We start from the raw sequence: 22018 nt of genomic DNA, 5'->3' as shown, positions 1-22018 counted from the left end.
GCGAAGCGGGCGTGGGTGTTATTGAATGAGCTGTGCGGTCAGGAATCTCGGGGCCCTGTCGCCCGGGTTCTGATACGTCCCCGGCGTTGTGCCGGGGCCGGCGAGCGAGCTGAGAGAGCCGCATGGACTCCACCCCCTCCCCTTCGTCCGCGTCGCCGTTCGACATGGTCAGCGGCGCTTTGGGGCGGTACATGCCGGGCGAGGGAGCGGCGGAGGCCGGTTCCGCCGATCAGCAGGACGACAGCGCCGCCCGCCCTCGCGCAGAGGCGGATCCGGCACCCGGCCGCCCGGAGCAGATCCTCGGCGCGGTCAGCCTGGACCAGGACCTGAGAATCACCCGCTGCAATCTGAACGCCCCCGTCTTCGCGGGGGTGGAGGCCGTGACCGGAAAACCCTTCGTCGATCTGCTGCCACCCTGGGACGTACCGACGGTCACCCGGCGGCTGCGGCAGGTCCTGGAGACCGGTGAGCCGCACGTCGCCCGGGTCCAGCGGCTGCGGCGCGGCGACGGGTCGGAGCTGGTGGTCTCGATGAGCATCCTGGCCGCCGCGGCGCCCCAGGAGGGCCTGACCGTCTCCCTGATCGCCATGGCCAGGAGGCTGCACCTGTACGCGGCCGAGACCGCGATCGGCACCTCGCTGGACGTCGGCGAGACCGCCCAGTCGCTCGCGGAGTCCCTGCTGGCCTGGGGAGACGTGACCGCCATCGACCTCGACTTCGCCGTATGGACGGGCGAGGTGGTCACCGGCCAGCCGCAGGAGCGCATCCGGCTGCGGCGGGCGGCCCTGGTGCCGGACCGGGCCTGGCCCGACGGGTACGTGACCCCGGGCGACGACCTTCCCGGCGATGCGAGCCGCCTGCTGTCCCGGGCGGTACTCCGTGACGACGCCGCGCAGGCCCTGGTCATACCCGACCGGAAGGCGATCGAGCGGGTGCTCGGCAGTCCGCGGCTGGTCCGTGCCCTGGTGCCCGGTGACCAGGCGGCGGCCGTGGCGTGCATACCGCTGGTCCTGGACGGCGCGCCGCCCGTCGTTCTGGGCGTGGCGGAGGTCTGGCGGCGGGCGGACCGCCCCTTCGAGGACAGCGAGCTGTTCGACCTGCAGGAGCTGGTGGCCAGGACCTCCCACCACGTCGACCTGGCCCGTCAGCACCAGCGCGAGCACACCCAGGTGCTGGCGCTGCAGCGCCGGCTGCTGCCCCGCTCCGGCGGCGACACCATCGAGACCGCCAGCGTCTACCAGCCCGCCACCCCCGACAGCGCGGGCGTCGGCGGTGACTGGGTGAACAGCTTTCCGCTGCCGGACGGCCGTACCGCGCTGGTGGTCGGTGACGTCGTCGGGCACGGCCTGGGAGCCGCCGCGACCATGGGACAGCTGAGCATGGAGGCCCGCGCGCTGCTCTCCGCGGGCCTGGCGCCCGACGAGGTGCTGGAGCACCTGGACGAGACCGTGTCACTGCTGGACGACGCCGAGTCCGGTCTTGCGGCCGGCTACAGCGCCCTCGGCTCGACCTGCTGCATCGCGGTGTACGACCCCGTCAGCCACCACGTGGCCCTGGCCAGCGCCGGCCATCTCCCCCCGGTCCTGATGCCCCCGGGCGGACCCGCCCGCCCGGTCGCCGTGCGCACCCACCCCGGGCTGGGCGCCGAGTTCGCGCTGCGGGAGCCGTACGAGGTGCACGCCTTCGCCGCGCCCCCGGGCTCACTGCTCGCCCTCTACACCGACGGCCTGGTGGAGGACCCCGCGCTGTCGATCGACGAGGGCATCGCCAGGCTGGCGGACGCCGTGTCCACGGTCCACCCCTGGGACGCCCTGCAGCAGGCCGCCCGGCGCGTGGTCTCCGCGCTGGCGCCCGCGCACCGGCGCGACGACGTGACCCTGCTGCTCGCCCGCATGATCGGCTACCGCAAGGGGGACACCGCGACCTGGCGGCTGCCGGCCCGAGGCGACGCGGCCGCCCGGGCCCGCACACTGGTCTCCGCGCTGCTGGGGCAGTGGCGTATCAGGGCCGACACCCAGGACAAGGTGCTGCTGGTGGTCGACGAACTGGTCGCCAACGCGGTCCGCTTCGCCGGCGGACCCCTCACGGTACGGCTGATCAGGACCGGCCACGGGCTGCTGTGCGAGGTGGGCGACACCGGCAACGGCCGGCCGCGGCTCGGCCGGGGCGGGCTCCTCGACGACGGCGGTCGCGGCCTGCACGTCGTGCACGGCCTCACCACCCGTTGGGGCGTGCGCTGGACGGACAACGGCAAGGTGGTCTGGGCGTCGGTCGAGAGGTGACGGAGCCTTCCTGGCCTTACAGCCACTCGCCTTCCAGGGCGGTGGCCGTCAGGCCCGGGGCCGCCGCGTACAGGACGGCACGACTGCCCGGTTCCTGCCCGGCGTCGTAGGCCCTGCGCATGATGTCGAACACGGCGGCGCCTCCGCGGTTGCCGCTGGTGTAGCTGTCCCGGCTGTACTCCAGCAGCCCCGACGGCCACCCGTCGGGCATCGTCTGCTCCATGTACTCCAGCACGCGCGTCCCGCCGGGGTGCGCGAGCAGCACGTCGGGGTGCCAGGAGCCGGGGTCGTCCTGGTAGCGCAGGCGCAGCCACTCCCACATCGCGGTGACCGTCTCCTGGACGGCGCGCGGCCCGCGCCGGTCCATCACGAAGTGGGTGCCGTCCTCGCGCGTCTCCAGGCGGTGCAGGTCCTGGGTGCCGGGCAGGGTGTGGTTCCAGGAGGCGTCAAGCCGCAGCGCCGACTCGGGCCTCGGGCGGCCCGTGACCACCGCGGCGACCGCGGTGTCCGCGAACAGCAGCCGGACGATCAAGGACTCCAGGGTGTCGTCCGCGGGCTGGTACGTCGTGCTCAGCGCCTCCGCGATCACCACCAGGACCACCCGGTCGGGGTCCGCGGCCACGAGATCCGCCGCCAGCGCCAGGGAACGGGTCCCCGCTATGCAGGCCCACTGCGTGGCCGGCAGCAGCAGCACGTCCTCGCGGAGCGGGAGCTTGTTGGCCAGGGAGACGTCCAGCCCCGGCAGCGCCGGGGTGGTGGAGTGACTGGTGATCAGACAGTCGACGTCCGAGGTGTCCAGGCCCGCGATCTGCAGGGCCCCGCGCGCCGCACGCTCCCCGCAGGACTGCACGGCCGCCCAGGCCGGCGCGGTGCGCTCCTGGACGGTCTGCGGCGCGGGTATCGCCTCCAGGGCGGCGATCACGCGGTCCACGTCCTGCTCGGTGAACCCGTCACCGGCCAGCGCCTGACGGGCCTGCCCGATGCCGGCAGCCGGCAGGCCGCCCCCGCTGCCGGGTGCGACGGCGGCCTCCAACGGCAGCATCCATCCGCGGGATTCGATGCCCGTACTGGCCGCGATGCCGTCGATCCTCGGCGCCCACGTCGCATCGGGGTGGCGATCGCGCACTTCCGCCACGATCTGGCTGGTCTGCACGGTGTGCTCACCGTGTATCACGGCAGGCGGGCACAGGTAAGCGGCCATGAGGGGCACCTCTCTCCGGGGGATGGAACGAGGCAGAGCGCCACGAACGCTGTGTCATGGGCCACTTAGGCAGGTTGTGTCCAAGTAAATGGCGCTGCGCTCCACTTCGGGCTCCTTGAGCCGCTTCGAGCATGGACGCCAAATGGGCATTTACGCTGTGATCTGGACAACTCGGATGGCTATTGGTGTGCGTGAGACGGCGCACATATGGGGGGAGTTGACCCCTTGATGTACATTCGCCGTGTCAACAGCGCACCCTGTCCCCGGCCAGCTGCTCTTCGATCAGATCGGCGGCCCGGCGGGTGCCTCCCTCGGCGCGGACCTCGGACCACAGCCATGCCGAGCGCGCGGCGACCTGTGGATCGCCGATGAGTTCCATCAGGGCGGTACGCAGCGTCGCCGCCGTGACGTCCGCAGCGTCGACCCGGCGGGCGACGCCCAGTTCGACGAGCCGGTCGGCGTACAGGGACTGGCCGGGGCCGTTCGGTACCGCGATCATCGGCACACCGCTGCACAGGCCCTGGCTGCTGCTGTCCATCCCGGTGTGCGTCACCCACACGTCGGCCTGCTCGAGAACGGTCAACGGCGAGGCCCACGGCCGCACTTCGAAGTTACGCGGAATCCGCTCGCCCAGATCGTCGGCACTGCTCGTCTGCAGCACCACATGCCATCCCGGGAGATCCGTGAACGCGGCCGCGCACTGGTGGTAGGTCTCCCGTGCCGCGTGGTACGCCGAGCCGGCCAGCGACACCAGCAGCACCTTCTTCGCCTCGGCCGGCCGGGTCCAGCCGTCCTGCTCGCGCTCGGCGCCGAGGCACGGGCCGACGAACGTCACCGCCTCGGCGTCGACACGTTCGGCGAGCGGCTGCATGGCGCGCGGGATCATGGCCAGCACCCGCTTCGGGTGGCCGGTGAACTCCTCCACGTTCGTGGTCACCGCACCGCACCGGGCCAGCCAGTCCGCGAACCGCGCCCGGTAGGCGGGGCCTCCGGGCAGCCGGTCGTACGCCGCGCCGATCTCCTCCTGGGCGCCCTCCCAGGCCACATGCCCCGCGGCCAGCTGGACATGGCCGCGGCCCTGCGCCTCGGCCAGCGCGCGGCCCGCGTACGCGCCGACGTCGTAGAGATAGAGATCGGCGGGATCGTCGTACACGGCGTGCAGTTGGGGGAGTACGGCGATCGCCTCGTCGAGGAAGCGGGAGGCGGAGGCGATGGGATCCTGCGGCCAGTCGGGGCCGGCGACCGGAAGGGTGGACGTGACGCCGATCGGCTCGGCGCCGGTGGCGGCGACCAGCTCGGCGAGGGGACCGGCGTTGGCATACGTCACGCGGTGACCGCGCGCCACAAGCTCACGGATGATCTCCAGACTGGGCAGCACATGCCCGACCAGAGGCGTACCGACCATGGCGATATGAGCAGAACGGGGCATGTCCGGACTTCCTTGGATAGAGGGCTACGACACAGCAACGCCGAGAAGCCCGCCCGAGCAACGCGGTCCTCACCCCGAACCGCAAAAGCGCTGTTGGCCCCACCCCGTTCCCGGTAGCCCCCGCATCCCATTCGCCCGTTCCAGGGCGACTGTGTTCTCCCAGGTCAGGGTGCGTTTTGGCGTTCCAGTGTCCCCAACAGCCCGCTGGGCGTGGCGGTTGGGACGGATCGCCTCGCAAGCTTCGGTCATCCGATCAGCACCACCCGACACCTGAGGGGCACAGCAACATGTCCGGTCTCCGTACCTCCCGCACCCGTCTCGCAGCCGCCGCCGCAACCGCCGTTCTCGCCGCGCTCTCCCTGACCGCCTGCAACGACGGAACGGGCGCCCACGACGAGGGCGCGGCGTCGACCACCTCCACGAGCCCTTCGTCCGGCGCGACTTCGTCGGGCACGGTCTCCAACTCCACCGGCACGACCGGCTCCACGGGCACGACCGGTTCCACGGGTACGACGGGCTCCACCGGCGGCAAGTCCACCAGCGGGTCCACCACGGGTGCGAAGTCCGCCGGCGGCACCTCCGCGTCGAAGGCGTCCGGCACGCCGGTCACCTGCGAGGGCTCCAACACCAAGACGGTCGCGGCCCCGCTGACCCGCCCCGTGAACCACATGCTGCTCACGGTGACCAACACCGGCAGCAGGACCTGCTTCCTCTACGGCTACCCGGCCGTCCGCTTCACCGGCGCCCAGGCCGTGCCGCCGGTCATCAAGGACTCGCAGCCCCAGGCCGTCGTCACGCTCGAACCGGGCCAGTCCGGGTACGCGGCCATCAGCCTGTCCGCCACCGACGGCAGCAGTGAGGGCGGCCACACCGCGAAGTCCCTGGCGGTCTACTTCTCGCCTCGCTCCATGAGCGGGAGCGTCGGCGCCGCCGCCCACCCGCCGCTGCCCGCGAAGGGCGTCTACGTCGACGACTCGATCAAGGTCACGTACTGGCAGCAGGAGATGGGCGACGCCACCAACTGGTGACACCTGAGCGCCCGTTCGGCGAACCGCATCCCACCCGCCCGGAAGGCAGGCAACCCACCATGCGCAGCACCCGCAGGATCACCCGCTTCGTCACCGCCTACATCGGCGCGGCCTTCCAGGTCGTCGTCATGGGCAGCACGACCCGCCTGGCGGAGGAGGCGGGGATCCTCCACCGCGACCACGCGGTCTGAGCGGTGCGGTGGTCCCACTCGGCCTTGGGGACCATGAAGGTGACCCGGACAGGCGCCATACCTGCCCGTGTGCTGGTCAACGGCATACGCGGCAAGTCCTCCATCACCCGGCTGTGCGCGGGCGCGCTGCGCGGCAGCGGCCTGGTGGCCGTCGCCAAGACGACGGGCACCGCGGCCCGCTTCATCCACCCCGACGCCACCGAGGAGCCGGTCTACCGCAAGTTCGGCATCGCCAACGTCGTGGAGCAGATCGGCGGGCGGCCCCACCATGGGCGACGAGGGCGGCGCCTCACGGCTCGACGGCGACGGCTACTACGCCCAGCGGCTGCGCGCGGCCCGCCGGCTCTGGCCCCCCGGGTGGTCGCCTGTCGGCGGGGTGGATCCGGCTGATCGGCGGAGTGATTTTCGGTGCAGGTCCTGATGGAGTGGCCGCTGGTCTGTTGCGAGTTCTGAAGCGGATACAAATGATCTTTGTCCTGATTGTGATCACCACGGTGGTGGCCGGGTGGTCGCTGGTCGCCGGGCGGCTGGAGCGACGGCAGGTGCGGGCTCCCCTGGTGCTGGTGCTCGCGGGTGTGGTCACGGGGGTGTTCACCCACAGCCATATCGCCGTCACCCTGAACTCCGAGGTCGCCCAGCATGTGGCCGAGGTCATCCTGGCCGTCCTGCTGTTCGTCGACGCCACCGAGCTGCCGGGCGGCCGACTGTTCGGCAACGACCCCGGCTCCGCCGCGCGGGTCCTGCTGGTGGCTCTGCCGCTGAGCCTGATCGCGGTGGTGCTGCTGGGAATGTGGCTGCTGCCCGGGCTGCCGGTCGCGCTGCTGCTGCTCATCGCGTGCATCGTCGTCCCGACCGACTTCGCCCCGGCCGAGACGCTGGTCCGCGACCGGCGGATCCCGGCGAGGGTGCGCAGCGTGCTCAACGTGGAGAGCGGCTACAACGACGGCATCGTCTCGCCCCTCTTCCTGTTCGCACTGATCCTCGTCGGCACCGACTCCGTCACCCGCACGCCCGCGCAGGCCCTCGGCACGGCCGTGCCGTTCGCGCTGAAGGCCCTCGTGGCCGGCTTCCTGGTGGGGGCGCTGGTGGCATGGCTGATCAATGTCGCCGACCGCGCGCAGTGGATGACGGAGCAGTCCCGGCGGATCGTCGTGCTGGTCACACCGCTGCTCGCCTACACCGTGACCACGGCGATGGAAGGCAACGGCTTCGTGGCCTCGTTCGTGTGCGGGATCGCCTTCCGCTACGTCAGACAGGCGCCGGTCCGCCGACGGGGCGCTTCGGCTCCGCACGCCTCGGACTTCCAGCTCATCGAGGACACCAACTCGATGACGACGATGTGCATGTGGTTCTTCTTCGGCAACGCCGTGGTGCTCGCCGTGGGCGAGGGCCTCCACTGGCCCACCGTCCTGCTCTGCGTCGCCGCGCTCACCGTGGTGCGCATCCTTCCGGTCCTGCTCGCCTTCCTCGGCTCGACGTTCACCTGGCGAGAGAGGCTCATGGTCGGCGCGCTCGGCCCACGCGGCACCACCTCCATCGTGTTCGGCCTGCTCGCGTTCAACGCTCTGCCGGACGGGCCGTACGCCGACACCGCCCTGTACGCCATGACCCTGACGGTGCTCGGCAGCGTGCTGCTGCACGGCGGCGGCTCGGCGCTCATCGCCCGGTCCCTGACCGGCCCGGTCACGTCCAGCCAGTCGGCGGGGGTGGACCCGACAGTCGCCGGATGTGCGGAGAGCGGCCGGGCTTCCAGGCTGGAGGCATGACACTGCATGTTCGCAACAAGGAACCCGAGACCACCCTGGGGGCATCGGCCGAGGTCGACGCGCCGGGCCGTGACGCCACACCCCGCAGGGGCGGGCCGCTGGAACTTCTCGGCCTGACGCTGGCGGCGGGCGCGGGCGTCCTGTTCGTCGTCCGTCCCGAGTTCTACGAAGCGGTGGTGCACCTCTTCGCCACGCGGGCGGCTTCACTGGTCCGCTGAGCGGCGCCCCGAAGGCCCGTAGGAAGGGAATCCTGTGAACCCCGCATCCGCCCCGGAGCCGACGGCTGCCGGGTCCCCGCATGCCCGCGAGACGCTCAAGGCTCGCGCCGGCCGGGGGACTGCTGCAACCGCATGGCCACGGGCCGGCAAGTCCCGCTGAGCAGGCCGGACGCCCGCCCGCTCGACCTGATGCGCACGGGCACCGGCCGGCAGCCCGCTCCGCGCCCCGGACCGCACGGGCCTCACCACCAGCGGCCGCCGCGTCCTGACCCACACCAGCCCTTGCGGGGCCACGCCGGCACCGCGCCCACGCATGTCCCGCAGTCCTTGCCCGTGGACGGCCGGTCGGTGCCACGGCCGAAGCCCGCGAGGGTGATCCCCTGCGGGCCGGGCGGACCGTCCGGGCCGGGACGGGTCAGAAGCCGGGCCACCCCGGCCGGACCTCACCGCACGAACTTGGCGGGCCTGGTGGCGGTGTTGAGCAGATGCTCCAAGGGGCCGCGGCGGAAGAAGCGTGACCAGACGGCGGCGAACACGATCGCCCCGAGGACGTACATGAGCAGCGGCACCCACGACTGCTGGGTGCCGGTCCCGGCGGGCGTGGACAGCAGGGACTGCGCCAGGAAGTGGCCGACGTAGGCCGTCAGGGACATGGTGCCCACGGCGACGACCGGTTTCGCCAGGCGGCGCAGGCGCGGCAGCCGGTCCATCAGCACCGTCGCGCCCACGATCACGAGGATCGCGACGCCCACGCTGCCGACGATGTCGAACGTGGTGCCGCTGTGCGGCCCGGCGGACAACAGATCCGAGAACGACAGCCGGGGGTCCACGGACCCGCTGGACGACGCCCCGTCCTCCGCCGTGCTCCGCAACGCGTTCCCGCCCGCCAGCAGCAGGGACAAGCCGTAGGCCCCCACCACGAGGCCGGCGCCGAGCGCCGCCAGGCGCCGCTGGACGGTGGTCGCCGACAGGTCCGTGCGACCCAGGGCCATACCGGCGATCACGAACGGCATCCACGTCAGCGCCGGGTAGAAACCGGTGAGCAGCAGATCGAGCACTCCCACCTCGCTGAGCCGGTGGAGCGGGTCGTAGGCGTTGATGCCCTGCTGGACGGAGTCGCTCAGCCGCGCAGTCAGGACGAACGCCAGCTGCGGCGTGACGAGCGCGAGCCCCGCCGCGACCGTCGCGAGGGCCCCGGCGCTCAGCCGCACCAGGGGCAGGGCGAGGAGGAAGTAGACGCCGTAGAAGCCCAGGATGATCACGCCGCCGTATTCCATCGCCATGGCGGTGCCCAGGGCCAGCAGGACCACGGCCCGGATCGCGATCCGGGCCTTCGCCTGCCGGCCGGCGAGCCCGGTCTTCGGCTCGAAGCGGCCGGCGATCAGCATCAGCGAGAACCCGGCGAGGGTGGCGAACAGCACCGACGAGTGGCCGTCCGCCAGGTACCGGACCCAACTGGCGACGCCGTGCGTGGCCGACAGCGGCGGGCCGATGTGCACGACGTACATGCCGAACACCGCCAGCGCACGGGCCAGGTCCACCCCGACGAGGCGTCCCGTCGAGGGACCGCCGGGGTCCTGCCCGGCGGACCCGGTCGCGGTCCGGGGCGGTGGAGGCGAGTTCTCCTGCGGAGCCGGTGTCTCCTGCGGAGCCGGTGTCTCCTGTGGCGGCTGTATCTGTGTCATACGGAGAACCTCGCGTGGACGTCACAGGGCGGACCATCCGGCAGGTCTCGGTGGCACCCCCGCCGACGGGCCGGAGCGCTCCCCCCGAACGGCTGGAACCGGCCTGCCGGGCGGCGGGTGTCCACAGCGGCCGTACCGTCGTCCGCCGCGGCGGACGTACTGTCGACAGCAGGCGATCACCGTAAGAGTGCGGGTCCACGGGGCGCCGAGAAGCGGGACAGAGCAGACGAGTGTGAGGCGGAACGCCGGTGATCCGGGTAGTGGTGGTGGACGACGAGGCCCTGGTGCGGTCCGGGTTCGAGCTGATCCTGAACGCCTCCGACGGCATCCGGGTCGTGGCGACCGCGGAAGGAGCGCAGGCCGCCGAGGTGATCCGGCGCGAGCACCCGGACGTCGTACTCCTCGACATCCGCATGCCGGACGTGGACGGCCTGACCGTCCTCCGGGAGATCCAGACGCTGCCCGAGCCGCCGACGGTCGCCATGCTGACCACCTTCGACACCGACGAGTACATCCTGACCGCGCTGCGCTCGGGAGCCGCGGGCTTCCTGCTCAAGGACACCGAGCCCGAACAACTCGCCCACCTCGTACGGACCCTGGCCGCGGGCGGGGTGGTGATGTCCCCGAAAGCCTCGCGGGCTCTGCTGCGCAGCCATCCGGGGGCAGGCGCCTCCCAGGACGCGGACGTGGCACGCGTGCGTCAGCTCACCGACCGCGAACGTGACGTCCTCGTCCTGATCGCGGAAGGACTGTCCAACGCCGACATCGGCACCCGCATCCATCTGAGCGCGGGAACCGTCAAGGACCACGTCAGCTCGATCCTCACCAAGCTCCGGGTCTCCAGCCGCGTGCAGGCGGCGCTCCTCGCGGAGCGGGCCGGACTGCTCAGCGACGGCCGCGCCGACGCGGCACGGGACCACGGGTGGTGAGCACGGCTCAGGCGCTGTGGCGGCGGGTGCCGCCCTGGGCCGTCGACGCGGGCCTGGTCGTGCTCGCCGCGCTCGACACCTGGGTCAACCTCTACGGCGAGGCGACACCGTTCATGTGGGCCTGCGCCGTCCTCGGCTGCGCCGGGCTGTTCCTGCGCAGGCGCCTTCCCCTGGTCGTCTTCCTGCTGACCCTGCCCATGACCCTGTTCATGGACGTGGCGGTCGCACCGCTCTGCGCCCTGTACACACTGGCGACGCGCACCCGCAACCGCCCGCTGCTGGCCGGCTGCGCCCTGCTCAACGCGGCGGCGACGACCCTCGCGTGGCCCCTGTCCGACACGTTCTCCCACGACCGGACCTGGACGCTCATCTCTTTCGTCTACACGCTGGCCACAGCCTTCGCCCCCATCCTGTTCGGCCAGCTGGTGCAGGCCAGACACGACGTGGCCCGCCAGCTCGTCGAGGTCGAAGTGGCCCGCGAACACGAACGCGCCCTGTACGCCCAGACCGTCCTCGCCCGTGAACGCGCCCAGCTGGCCCGGGAGATGCACGACGTCGTCTCCCACCAGGTCAGCCTCATCGCCGTACAGGCCGGAGCCCTCCAGGTCGCCGCCAAGGACCCCGACGCACGCGACGCCGCCCGCACCATCCGCACCCTGAGCGTGAACACCCTCGACGAACTCCGCCACATGGTCACCCTGCTGCGCGCCTCCGGCGGCAGGGAAACCGAGCTCACCCCCCAGCCCACCCTCGCGGACATCCAGCAGCTGATCGCGGGCAGCGGCATCGAGACCACCCTGACCGGCGGCCTCCCGCCCGGCATCAGCACGACCGCCCAACGCACCGTCTACCGCACGGTCCAGGAAGCCCTCACGAACGTGCGCAAGCACGCCCCCGGCGCCCGCGCCGAGGTGCAACTGTGGCACGACGCGCAGTACTTCGGCGTCACCGTCACCAACACCGCCCCCACCCGCCCGTCCGTCGCCCTGCCCAGCGCCCGGCACGGCCTGATCGGCCTGAAAGAACGCGCCGAACTCCTCGACGGCACCCTCACCGCCCAACCCACCCCCGACGGTGGATACGAGATCGAACTACGGGCCCCCACCCGGCCCGCCTGAGAGCGCGTGGCGGTCAGTGGATGCTTCAGGCCGCGTGGTGCGCGGCTTCGGTGACCGTGGCCGCAAGCGGGCCGGCGACAAGGGTGACCGTGCCGTCGGCCAGGTGCAGGACGAGGTCGGCCTGGGCGGTCAGGCGCAGGTCGTGGGTGATGAGAAGGGTCGTACGGCCCGCGGTCAGGCGTCGCAGCGGTGTCATGATGCGGGCCGCCGAGGCGTCGTCGAGGCCGGCCGTGGGCTCGTCGAGGATCAGCACGGGGGCGGTGCGCAGCATGGCCCGGGCCAGGGCGATCCTGCGGCGCTGGCCGCCGGAGAGGTGGCTGCCGCGTCTGCCGACGGGAGTGTCGTAGCCGGCGGGCAGGGTGTCGATGAAGCCGTGCGCGTCGGCGGCCGTGGCGGCGGCGAGCACCTCCTCGTCGGTCGCGTCGGGGCGGCCGTAGACGATGTTCTCCCTGATGGTGCCGTCGAAGAGCATGCTGTCCTGGAGCAGCAGGGTGATGTGCCGGCGCACCTCGTCGACGGGGAGCTGGGCGATGTCCCGGCCGTCCAGCAGGATGCGCCCCTGCGAGGGTTCGTACACGCGCAGGAGCAGCTTGCCGAGGGTGGATTTGCCGGCGCCGCTCGGGCCAGTGACGGCGACCAGGGTGCCGGGGGCGATGTCCAGGTGGACGCCGTGCAGTACGGGGCGGCCGGCGCCGGGGTAGGCGAAGCCGACGTCGTGGAAGGCGAGGGCGCCGCGCACCGGTTCGGCGAGCGGCGGGATGTCCGGCCGTGGGGCGCTTTCGGCGACGGGGCCGGTGCGCAGTACCTCGACGAGGCGCTCGCACGCGGCCGTCGCGGAGGAGGCGCTGACCGCGAGTTCGCCGAGTTCCTGCAGCTTGGGCTGCAGGTAGCCGAGGTAGGCGGCGAAGGAGAGCAGACCGCCGACGCTGAGATGGTGCTCGGAGATCTGCCAGGCCCCGGCACCGATCACGGCCAGCACGCTCAGGGTCTCGATGAACTCGCCCGCCGGCCCGTACACCGAGGACAGCCGGATCTGCCGCAACCCGGCCCGCATCCACACCCGTCCCTCCCGGTGCACCTTCCGTTGCTCCGCCTGCTGACGGCCGTAGGCCTGCACGAGCGGCATGTTGGCGAGGCTCTCCTCCAGCAGGGAGGCGAGGCGTCCGTTGCTGTCGCGTTCGTCGCGGGTGGCGGAGCGCATCAGGGTGCCGAACACCCGGGCGCCGAACCAGATGACGGGCGCCACGGCGAAGGTGACCAGGGCCAGTTGCCAGCTGGTCCAGAAGGCCGCGGCGCCGAAGACCACGGCTCCCACCGCGGTGGTGACGAGCTCGACCGGGGCGGAGGCCACCAGTGACTCGACGGCCTCGATGTCGCCGGTGAGCCGGGTGACCAGATCACCGGTGCCGAAGCGGTCGAGGGCGTCGGGCGGCACCTGCTGGAGGTGCTGGAAGAGACGGTCGCGCAGGCCGAGCAGGAAGTGTTCGCTGGACCAGCCGGTGAGATATCCGCCGGCGGCCGAGGCCGCCGCACCGGCCGCGGCGAGCCCCAGCCAGAGGGCGGCGGGCTGCCAGAAAGCGGCCAGGTCGCCCGGCGCGAGCACCTTGTCGGTGAGTACGCCGACGATGCCGATCGCGGCCGCATCGCACGCGGCCGACACCACCAGCAGCACCACGGAGACCACTACGACCACACGGTTGACGCTCACCAGCGGCCAGAAGATCCGGAACGCGGCCGGCGGGGAGAGACGGGCATGACGGGTGGGGGCGGATGCTCCGGGTGCGGCCATGGGCATGGCGATCGGGGCAGCTCGGCTCATGTGCGCAACACTCCCAGCACGTTGCTCGAACCGACGCCGCGCCGGGACCCGTCACGCACCCACTGGTGCGCACGGACCCCGGCACGGCGTTCTTGTCCGGTTGTCGTTTCGACGCCCTGCTACTTGGCGGCGTGTTTCTTGTGCTTGCGGTGATGCTTCTTCTTGTGGTGGTGCTTGGCCTTGCCGGCGCAGGCTTCCTTCTTCTTGGCCTTCTTGCCCAGCGTGATCTTCGCGAAGGACATGGTGAGGCCCTCCTTTCCGATGCCTTGTCTGTCTTGCCAACTGGCGCTGCTCGCCGCTGACTTGGACTGTGTGGCACCCGTGAATACGGGGGCGGGGGGAAATCCCGCTCAAGACGAAAGGTGAGGACTGGGTATTTTTCTCTTACTGAATCCACGCCCTGAAGGTGCACGCAATGAACAAGCACCAGGTCGCTGACCTGGTGCTTCAGGAAGCTTGTCCGCTCTTGTTTCAGACGGAGCCGGAGCCGGCACGGTCCGCCGATTCGTCGGCGGCACGGCGGTACTCGGCGTTGATGCGCTGCGCTTCCTCGAGCTGGTCCTCGAGGATGACGATGCGGCACGCGGCCTCGATCGGAGTCCCCTTGTCGACGAGCTCCCGGGCGCGCGCGGCGATCCGCAGTTGGTAGCGGGAGTACCGGCGATGTCCTCCCTCCGAGCGGAGCGGAGTGATCAGACGAGCCTCACCGATGGCTCGCAGGAAGGCCGGGGTGGCACCGAGCATCTCGGCTGCCCGGCCCATCGTGTACGCGGGATAGTCGTCGTCGTCCAGACGATCATTCAGGGGGTTGTCCGATGTCATGTCACCTCGCTGTGCAACGCGTCGAGGGGCCCCGGCGCCGTACGGCACCAGGGCCCCGAAGGAAATTGAACACCATCTGTCGGCCCTACTGCTGTGCCGACCTTCTGTTTCCGCTACCGGCCCGGCAGAGGGGGGTGCGGGGGGATCGCAGCTGCTTGACCGGGGACCACCATCCATTCCGGGGTCTTGCGGTACCCGGGCCGAGTGCTTCTCGGGCCGGGCGATCCTGATGGCGTCTGCTCCTCCGTTCCTCTCTGAACCAACTACTGATTGAACCGGTACTGCTGTTGGCAGCTCCTTGTCGTGCGAGCCGCCCAGTGCGGCTCTCAGTCCCGTCACCGTCCTGGGAACACTCTGGCTTCGAGGCTCGAGAGCCGCACTGACCTGCGTACTTCGTCTTCAGTCACCCGCCAGTTCGTGTCTGGCGGATCTCGTCGACCTTGTCTACGAGAAGAAGCGTACCCACGTCAGGAGCGAAAATCTACTCCAGCGAGAGAAGGTTTCACTCTTCTGGTGGAGGAAGAACCCTGCCGTGGCCGGCCGGCACCGGGGGGCGGAAGCCGCCTGCCGACCGTGCGCGCAACCACTTCAGCCCCGCGGGGGGTTTCGGGCACGGGTGGGCCGCATAAGCTTTGCTGTCATGTCGAACCCTGATGAGCTGCTCGTCGCCATCTCCGCCGCTGTGGAGTCCGAGCGAAGCAATCAGATGTCGCTGACCGTGGTCGTCGGCGGCGCCGTCATCACCGGCCGGCTGGCGCCCGAGGCCGTGTGGAGGGAGCGGGTGGCGGAGGTCCTGAAGGACTCGGACCGTCTCGGCCCGTTCTCGGACGTCTTCGCCCGCCCGCCGGGAGGGAACCGGTCCGGTCGTGGCGAGGCGCCCACGCATCTGCACTTTCATCTCGCCCGGATCCTGCAGGGCAGCCTCGGGATCCCGGAGACGGGTGGCATGTACCGCGTCGCGATCAAGGACGTCAGCGCATGGACCGTAGGAGATCTCATCCACTTCGACCGGTGAGACTCCTCGATGCGGGCAGGTGCCAAGGAATTTCCGCAGCAGAATGAGCGGCGCGGAGAACAGCCAGAACAGGCCGAAAAGTCACAGGGGTGAATTACCCCGGAAATGAAGCGAGCCGGGGCCCGCACCCAAAGGTGCGGGCCCCAGCTGCGAAGTATGCGTCGGTGCCGGTGCGTCAGGCCGGAACGATGTTCTCGGCCGTCGGGCCCTTCTGGCCCTGCGCGATGTCGAACGACACCTTCTGGCCCTCAAGCAGTTCACGGAAGCCCTGGGCGGCGATGTTCGAGTAGTGGGCGAAGACGTCGGCGCCGCCGCCGTCCTGCTCGATGAAGCCGAAACCCTTTTCCGCGTTGAACCACTTCACAGTGCCAGTAGCCATGTTGTTTCTCCTTCGGAGGCGGTGTACGAATACGCCCGGTGCGCATTCCGTGTCGCCGTGATGATCGGCCGTCGGAAAAACCTTCTGGCAATCCCACCTGCAACTGAGTTCGACAGTAGCACGGTGGGATCGGCCTTGCGTGCCGGACAATTCTGCTCCGCCGGGCGGCCGAGGAATGCTCGCCGTACCCCGCACCTATTTCTCATTTCACGGGAACAGATATTGCTCTCCGCGGGCGCGGCTTTCTTGCGGAACCGCCCGGGACCGGATCAGTCGGCCAGTCGGTTGGCGGCAGCGGTGGCGATGCCTTCGATGTAGCCGGGGTCGTCGCTGGGCTGACCGGTGAGTTCGACGATGCCGAACCTGTGGCCGCTGCGGATCACCGCGACGCCGCCGGCGACCTTGCCGTCGCCGTTGAAGGCCGGGTACCAACTGCCCCCGCCTGCCTTGACGGTGAACGTGTGCCCCTTGCCGTAGTACCAGTGACCTTGCGGCTCGTCCTGGCAGCCGCGCACCAGCTTGTCGAGCTGCTTCTGGTACGAGGCGGCCGATGTGCCGGTGGAACCGTCCGCGGCGGACTCGGTCAGCGAGGTGCCCTTGGTGTCGAAGGTCCAGGTCACGTCGGCATAGGCGGCGGCCTTCCCCTTGGTCAGCTCTCGCATCGTCTTCTCGCCGGAGCATGCCGACAGAGCCTGCTTCCCGGTCAGGTCCACCGTCGCGCGGACCGGGGCCAGGCCCTGCTGGAAGAAGTCGTCACTCTGCATCAGGCCGGCGGATCCGAGGCCGGGTGCGGCAGGCGCGGTTGCCGACCGGTTCGCGGAACTCGTGTCGGCGCCGGCGGCGGGAAACGCGCCGATGCCGACCGCTATCAGGGCGGCACCGACGGAGGCGGCCACTCCTGCGGTACGACCGCGACGCGCGAACTTCCTGCGGGCTGCCTGGTTGTCGAACATGTCATCTCCTGTCTGGTCACGACGCGGTTGGCGTCGTCGTACGTCTGGGAGATGCCGGAGGTACGGGAGATGTTGGATGGCGATCTGCCATGATCGATGTGATCCACGTCACGTGCTTCGATGGGGCGGGGGCCGGTCTCAGAGCCGAGTCACGGCCGCACGCACGATCCGCGTCATCGCAGCCGAGCCCAGGCAGGCATCGACCTCCAGGACCCCGTAGTGCGAGCCGTTGCGGAGTACGGCGACGCCTCCACACGGCTCCTTGCCTCGTGGAGCGGTCCCTGTGGTGTTCAGATCGCCGCTGTACACACCCATCCAGCTCGCGGTGATGTCCGCAGCGACGTCAACCGTGTGCGTCGGCCCGTAGACCCAGTGCGTGGCCGGTTCGCTCTGGCACGGAACCTCCTCCAACAGCAGGCGTTCGGCGTAGTTCTGGGCCAGTGCCCGGCTTCCGGCGTCGTCGGCGACCTCGCGTGCGACCTGATCGCCGATGTTCGCCGCCTGGGTGGGATCGCCGCCGTTCCCCGTGTTCGTGTTCGTCACCAACCCGCGGAAGTGTGCGCCGTACGCTCCCAGGGTCTCCCCGAGGGTCTTCTCGCCGGTGCAGGCCGCGTTGGCGTAGTTGCCGTCTCCGACACGGTCGCGCACGTAGATGTGCCGGGAGAGACCGACTTTCTTGAAGTCGGCCGCTGTCAGCAAGTGCCGGGTCGTCATGGGCCCGCTCGCGGGCCTCGGAGCCGGAGAGCCGCTGCCCGGCGAGGACGCCGCAGCGCCCGGCCTCGTCTTCGGTGTGCCCTCGGCAGAGGGCGCGGGCAGGACGAACCGGCCGGTCAGCAGGCCGAGTGCGACGGCTACCGCCAGGATGACGACGATCGTCCGAGGCCGCACGGCAGCACCTCCCGGCCCGCGGTCGAGCTGATGCCGGGTGAGAGCGGGGAGCCGGGGCGTCTCAGAACCCACCGCCGAGGCGGTCCCGCATGAAGCGACGGGCCTGATGGATGCGGTCCTTGACCGTGCCCAGAGGGGCGCCGGTGATCTCGGCGACCTGAAGATAGGTCAGGTCTCCGAGATCGCGGAGCACGAAGGACTCCACCAGGGCCGGGTGCCGCTCCTCCAGTGCGGCCAGCGACTCCATCAGGTCCAGGCGGGTCCCCGCGATGACGCTCGTCGTCCGGGGGTCGACACCGTCGGGAACGACCGCATGACTGTCCTCCGCGCGTCGGCGCATCGAGCGATACGTGGCCCTCGCGGCGTTCGAGGCGATCACGGTCACCCAGCCGAGGAACGAGCCCCGCCCGCTGTACTCGTGCAGATGCGTGCTGATGGAGAACAGGGCGTCCTGCGTGGCCTCTTCGGCGTCGGCGTGGTGCGGAAGGAACCGGGAGCAGCGGCGCATGACGGTGGGCCGAAGCCTGACGAGGAGGCGGTCCAGGGACGCCCGGTCACCTGCCTGGGCAGACGCCACGAGGCGCGTCAGCTCATCCTCGTCGAGCACCCTGCTGTCCCCCCGCTATCGTCCGACCTGGACCCCCACTGGGTCGCAGGGAACCTCCCGACCACAGCCGACCACGGTCGGCTGTCTCCGCCTGCTCCACATCGCCCCGGAAAAATGTTGCCACATGCAGAAGCTAGGTCGTTATCTCCTCGAGGAGAGGCTGGGAGCCGGTTCGTTCGCCACTGTCTGGAAGGCATACGACCCCGAGCTCGACACCGATGTCGCGGTCAAGGTGCTGGCCGACAACTGGGCGTCGAACGCCGATGTACGACAGCGCTTCCTGGCGGAGGCGAGGCTGCTCCGCAGGATCTCCAGCCCACGTGTCGTGCGCGTTCACGACGTCGGTGTCCAGGACGACCGGCCGTACTTCGTCATGGACTACGTCCGAGGCGGCACGCTGGCCGAGCAGACAGGGCACTGCGGGCCGGCGGAGGCGCTCCGGCTCGCGGCCGAGGCCGGGTACGCGGTCCAGGTGCTCCATGACGCGGGCGTCGTCCACCGCGACATCAAGCCCTCGAACCTCCTGCTCGACACCGGCCGTACGCCTGCCGCCGTGCTGGTCGCGGACCTCGGCAGCGCGAAGCAACTGGCCGACGCGTCGGGGCTGACCGTGACCACCGGCACCCCCGCGTACATGGCGCCCGAACAGGCCTTCACCGGCGGGTTCGACGGTCGAGCCGATGTGTACGCCCTCGGTGTCGTCGCGTTCGAGCTGCTGACCGGACGCAAGCCGTTCGGGTCGGGTGGTCGCACCGTTCTTGTGACGCAGCTGGCGTCGACGACGTCGTTGCCGAGCCTTCCCAGAGAGCTGGGGGTTCCGGACCGCATCGAAAGACTGCTGCGTGCTGCGCTGTCCATAGAACCTGACGAACGCCCGCAGACCGCCCAGGCGTTCGCGGACGCGCTGCTGTCACGGGAGAAGGAGGAGTGGGCGTCGGTCAGGTCTTCGGGACCGACTCGCCTGGTGGTCTGGCTTGCGGCGGTCGTCGTGTTCCTGATGACAGCGGCGCTGACCTGGTTGTCCCGCTGAACCTGCGGGTGGCGATCGCGTCCCCGCTGGTCCGCCGCACGCTGGGCGGAGCGCTGCGCCTGGAACGCCGAGGAGGAGCCCGACGGACTGCTCGTCGTTGTTCGTCGTCGCTGCGGGCGCGGGTGCGCGGGCTGCACCGGGAGGACCGAAGGGCCCTTCCCCGGCGGGAAGGGCCCTTCGGTGGCCTTACTCGGTGCGCAGGCCGTCCGGGCGCATCAGCCGCAGCAGCGGCGGCAGACTGAGCACGGTCACCAGCAGGACGACGGCGGTGGCGGTGCCGGTCATGGTCAGTACGCTCGTCCAGTCCACGCCCACCGGCTTGCCCGTCATCTTCAGCAGTGCCGCGCCCAGTGTCATCCCGATCGCTGTGGCCAGCGTCAGGGCGAGGCCGATCGGGATCGCCGTCTGCCACAGCACGGACAGGCACAGGGTGCGGCGCCGGGTGCCGAAGGCGATGAGCGACGACAGCAGTTTGCGGCGCTCGCGCAACTGCTCCAGCTGCGAGACCAGCAGGCTCGCGCCGATCAGCGCCAGTACGCAGGCGGCGCCGACGAACAGGAAGGTGCGGAGGGAGGCGTAGGTGTCGTCGCTCTTGCTGGACACCAGCATCGTCGGATCGGTCGGCATGCCGAGACGGCGGGCCGTGTTGCGCGCGTACTCCGGTGCGGCCGCCAGCCTCTGGTCGAGCGCGAGATAGATCTTCCCGTCCAGGCCCTGTGCGCGGCCCGCGGGCAGGGCGCCCGGCGTCAGCAGCAGCCCGCCACGCTTCCACCCGGACTGATCCGCCTTCGCCCGTGCCTGCTTCACGCCCGCCGGCACGGTCCAGGGCATCGGCCTGTGGCCGAGGAGGGAGCCTACGGTCGCGCTGAACCACACCTTTGTGCCGGCCTTGGAGAGGTCGGCCGCCCCCAGCTCATCGGCCTCCTCGGCGCCGCCCCGGACGGCGAAGACGTCACCGTCCTCGCAGGAAGGCAAGGAGGCCACCTCGCGCAGGGACGCGCAGTCGGCGATGGTGACCGGGGCGTCTTTGCCGGCTTCCGTGCGCCGGACACGGCCCTCGTCGTAGGCGTAGACGTTCGCAACGCCTCTGGTCGCCCTGAAGTCGGCCGCCGCCCGGGCGAGCGGCACCTCGTCGGGCAGGTCCGCGAGCATCTGGGCACGGGTGGGGTCGTCGTTGGTGTGTTTGGTGTACTGGCCCTGCACCCCGGAGAACAGCATCTGCAGGGCGATGGCGCCCGCCACCGCGACCGCGATGCCGTTCACCATGCGGGCGGCCGTTCCGCTGCTCAACTGAAGTCGGCGGGTGGCCAGTTGCCAGGCGACCGGGCCGGAGCCGAGCCGGGCGACGACCGTCTCCACGACCCACGGCAGCAGCGCGGTCACCCCGACGAGCAGCAGCAGGACACCACCGATGACCTGGTACTGGTTGAAGTCCTTGCTGAACCGGTCCTTGCCGATCATCGGGTAGAGCAGTCCGAGCCCGCCCACGGGCAGCAGCAGCCGCCACCACAGCCGGCGCCGCGGGGGCTTCGCGGTGCGCACCACGCCGAGCGGCTCGATCACCACGCCGCGCAGCGCGAACAGCGTGACCAGCACGGCGGCCGCCGGGACCGCGACCGCGACGAGCAGGGCGAGCCCTGGGGAGGGCATCAGATAACTGGGGAACACACTCACGTCGAACAGGTCCACGGAACCGGAAAGCTGCCGGACGATCAGGAAGAAGACCGTGCCGAAGGCCAGGCCGGCCACAGCGCCGGCGAAGGCCTCGCCCGCGGCGATCCGCCGGGTCATCCCGCTGTCCGAACCCACCAGCCGCAGCGCCGCGAGCCGCCGGTCACGGCGCTCGCCGCCGAACCGCACGGCCGCGGCGATGAACACGCCGACCGGCATCAGCAGCGCCAGGAACACGACGAGGGAGAGCAGGACGAGAACGGGGTCCTTCCTCTCCGGGGTCTTGAACCCTGCGCCGAATCGGTCGATGCGTTCGACCCCGCCCATGGCCGGCCTGACCACGAGGTGATCGGCGCCGCGGTAGAAGGCCAGTTCCTGGGCCCCGATCAGTCCGGGTTCGGCGATGGTGCCGACGATCCGCTCCGGCAGCCGCTCGCGCAGCAGTTTCCCTTCGCCGGACTCCAACAGCCGCTTCAGCGCGGGAGAGACCACCATCTCGCCCACTCCGGGAAACTTCGAAACCCCTGGCGGCAGGGGTGCGCTCGGACCCTCGGGCTGCACTTCCCGCCCGCGCACCTCCTTGTCATGGAAGGTCGTCCCGGCCTCGCCGACCACCAGGGTGTCGTCCGCCTTCTTCAGCGGCTCCACCACGGTGTACGTGAGGTCGGTGCGCGCCTCCTGCCGGTCGTGCCGGACGGCCAGCGCATTCGGGACCGCGGTGGCGAGCAGCAGCAGTGCCACGCCGAGTCCCACGCCGACGGCGGTGAGCAGCAGCCGCACCCACCCCTCCCGCCCGCCGGCGAAGGCGAACCGCACCCCCATGGCCAGGTCCCTGGCCCACTGCCCCCGCACCTTCATACGATGCGCTCCATGTCCCGGGACTTGCCGTCGCGTACGACGATCTCGCGGTCCGAGTAGGCGGCGACCCGGGCCTCGTGCGTGACGAGGACGACGGCGGCGTTGGTGGACCGGGCGGCGTCCGTGAGC

20 protein-coding genes and 2 pseudogenes are annotated in these 22018 nt (G+C 70.7%); 10 read left to right on the top strand and 12 right to left on the bottom strand.

The features are described 5' to 3' along the window. The first annotated feature begins 122 nt into the window (after positions 1-122). Positions 123-2282, top strand: coding sequence for an ATP-binding SpoIIE family protein phosphatase (locus tag ABD355_RS25755; RefSeq protein ID WP_344403024.1), 2160 nt, complete (start codon positions 123-125; stop codon positions 2280-2282). A 16-nt stretch (positions 2283-2298) separates the two neighbouring features. On the opposite strand, the gene ABD355_RS25750 is transcribed toward ABD355_RS25755, so the two are convergent. Further along, positions 2299-3483: a beta-ketoacyl-[acyl-carrier-protein] synthase family protein gene (locus ABD355_RS25750; protein WP_344403023.1), complete on the bottom strand. Its 1185-nt coding sequence runs from the start codon at positions 3481-3483 to the stop codon at positions 2299-2301. Between the two features lie 244 nt (positions 3484-3727). Further along, positions 3728-4912, bottom strand: coding sequence for a macrolide family glycosyltransferase (locus ABD355_RS25745; RefSeq protein ID WP_344403022.1), 1185 nt, complete (start codon positions 4910-4912; stop codon positions 3728-3730). Between the two features lie 287 nt (positions 4913-5199). On the opposite strand from ABD355_RS25745, the gene ABD355_RS25740 reads away from it, so the two are divergent. From ABD355_RS25740 to ABD355_RS25720, 5 genes and pseudogenes are all read left to right on the top strand, one after another. Next, on the top strand, positions 5200-5940 hold the full coding sequence (locus tag ABD355_RS25740; RefSeq protein ID WP_344403021.1) for a DUF4232 domain-containing protein: 741 nt from the start codon (positions 5200-5202) through the stop codon (positions 5938-5940). A 59-nt stretch (positions 5941-5999) separates the two neighbouring features. Next, complete coding sequence (locus tag ABD355_RS25735) at positions 6000-6131, top strand: hypothetical protein (protein WP_344403020.1); 132 nt, start codon at positions 6000-6002, stop codon at positions 6129-6131. Positions 6132-6134: 3 nt separating this feature from the next. Continuing rightward, positions 6135-6386, top strand: a pseudogene (locus tag ABD355_RS25730) (hypothetical protein); the annotation flags it as partial. Positions 6387-6595: 209 nt separating this feature from the next. Next, a complete protein-coding gene (locus ABD355_RS25725) occupies positions 6596-7897 on the top strand; it encodes a cation:proton antiporter (RefSeq protein WP_344403019.1) in 1302 nt (433 codons plus the stop codon). Continuing rightward, positions 7894-8115: a hypothetical protein gene (locus tag ABD355_RS25720; protein ID WP_344403018.1), complete on the top strand. Its 222-nt coding sequence runs from the start codon at positions 7894-7896 to the stop codon at positions 8113-8115. Before ABD355_RS25725 ends, ABD355_RS25720 begins: the two co-directional genes overlap by 4 nt. Positions 8116-8558: 443 nt before the next feature. On the opposite strand, the gene ABD355_RS25715 is transcribed toward ABD355_RS25720, so the two are convergent. Further along, positions 8559-9800 (bottom strand): DUF418 domain-containing protein, encoded by a 1242-nt coding sequence (locus ABD355_RS25715; RefSeq protein WP_344403017.1) that lies wholly within the window; start codon positions 9798-9800, stop codon positions 8559-8561. Between the two features lie 260 nt (positions 9801-10060). Between ABD355_RS25715 and ABD355_RS25710 the strand changes: the two genes are divergently transcribed. Together ABD355_RS25710 and ABD355_RS25705 are read left to right on the top strand one after the other, a co-directional pair. After that, on the top strand, positions 10061-10729 hold the full coding sequence (locus ABD355_RS25710; protein ID WP_344403455.1) for a response regulator: 669 nt from the start codon (positions 10061-10063) through the stop codon (positions 10727-10729). Then, entirely contained in the window at positions 10726-11847 is a 1122-nt protein-coding gene (locus ABD355_RS25705) for a sensor histidine kinase (protein WP_344403016.1), read from the top strand. Before ABD355_RS25710 ends, ABD355_RS25705 begins: the two co-directional genes overlap by 4 nt. Positions 11848-11872: 25 nt before the next feature. Here ABD355_RS25705 and ABD355_RS25700 read toward each other — a convergent pair whose 3' ends face one another. The 3 genes from ABD355_RS25700 to ABD355_RS25690 form a co-directional block, all read right to left on the bottom strand. Beyond that, entirely contained in the window at positions 11873-13666 is a 1794-nt protein-coding gene (locus ABD355_RS25700; protein ID WP_344403015.1) for an ABC transporter ATP-binding protein, read from the bottom strand. 119 nt (positions 13667-13785) lie between these two features. Further along, the gene (locus ABD355_RS25695) at positions 13786-13908 is read right to left on the bottom strand and encodes a hypothetical protein (protein ID WP_344403014.1); all 123 of its coding nucleotides are present in this window, start codon (positions 13906-13908) and stop codon (positions 13786-13788) included. 229 nt (positions 13909-14137) lie between these two features. After that, positions 14138-14488: a MerR family transcriptional regulator gene (locus ABD355_RS25690; protein WP_344403013.1), complete on the bottom strand. Its 351-nt coding sequence runs from the start codon at positions 14486-14488 to the stop codon at positions 14138-14140. Positions 14489-15128: 640 nt separating this feature from the next. Here ABD355_RS25690 and ABD355_RS25685 point away from each other — a divergent pair. Next, the gene (locus ABD355_RS25685; protein ID WP_344403011.1) at positions 15129-15503 is read left to right on the top strand and encodes a hypothetical protein; all 375 of its coding nucleotides are present in this window, start codon (positions 15129-15131) and stop codon (positions 15501-15503) included. Between the two features lie 175 nt (positions 15504-15678). Here the strand turns inward: ABD355_RS25685 and ABD355_RS25680 are convergent, their stop codons facing one another. The 4 genes from ABD355_RS25680 to ABD355_RS25665 form a co-directional block, all read right to left on the bottom strand. Further along, positions 15679-15882 (bottom strand): cold-shock protein, encoded by a 204-nt coding sequence (locus ABD355_RS25680; RefSeq protein ID WP_004986771.1) that lies wholly within the window; start codon positions 15880-15882, stop codon positions 15679-15681. A gap of 269 nt (positions 15883-16151) precedes the next feature. Then, positions 16152-16835: a hypothetical protein gene (locus tag ABD355_RS25675; RefSeq protein WP_344403010.1), complete on the bottom strand. Its 684-nt coding sequence runs from the start codon at positions 16833-16835 to the stop codon at positions 16152-16154. A 138-nt stretch (positions 16836-16973) separates the two neighbouring features. Next, on the bottom strand, positions 16974-17723 hold the full coding sequence (locus ABD355_RS25670) for a hypothetical protein (RefSeq protein ID WP_344403008.1): 750 nt from the start codon (positions 17721-17723) through the stop codon (positions 16974-16976). Positions 17724-17784: 61 nt separating this feature from the next. Then, a complete protein-coding gene (locus ABD355_RS25665; protein WP_344403007.1) occupies positions 17785-18330 on the bottom strand; it encodes an RNA polymerase sigma factor in 546 nt (181 codons plus the stop codon). A gap of 124 nt (positions 18331-18454) precedes the next feature. Between ABD355_RS25665 and ABD355_RS25660 the strand changes: the two genes are divergently transcribed. Beyond that, positions 18455-19360 (top strand): serine/threonine-protein kinase, encoded by a 906-nt coding sequence (locus ABD355_RS25660; RefSeq protein ID WP_344403005.1) that lies wholly within the window; start codon positions 18455-18457, stop codon positions 19358-19360. Between the two features lie 186 nt (positions 19361-19546). Here the strand turns inward: ABD355_RS25660 and ABD355_RS25655 are convergent, their stop codons facing one another. Both ABD355_RS25655 and ABD355_RS25650 read right to left on the bottom strand, forming a co-directional pair. After that, positions 19547-21889 (bottom strand): ABC transporter permease, encoded by a 2343-nt coding sequence (locus ABD355_RS25655; RefSeq protein WP_344403004.1) that lies wholly within the window; start codon positions 21887-21889, stop codon positions 19547-19549. Next, positions 21886-22018: pseudogene (locus ABD355_RS25650) on the bottom strand (ABC transporter ATP-binding protein); the annotation flags it as partial. The pseudogene ABD355_RS25650 and the gene ABD355_RS25655, both read right to left, overlap by 4 nt.

The organism is Streptomyces longisporus, assembly GCF_039532765.1.
Taxonomy (GTDB): Bacteria; Actinomycetota; Actinomycetes; order Streptomycetales; family Streptomycetaceae; genus Streptomyces; species Streptomyces longisporus.
The sequence above is the reverse complement of the archived record's forward strand: the minus strand, read 5'-3'. Positions and strand labels throughout refer to the sequence as shown.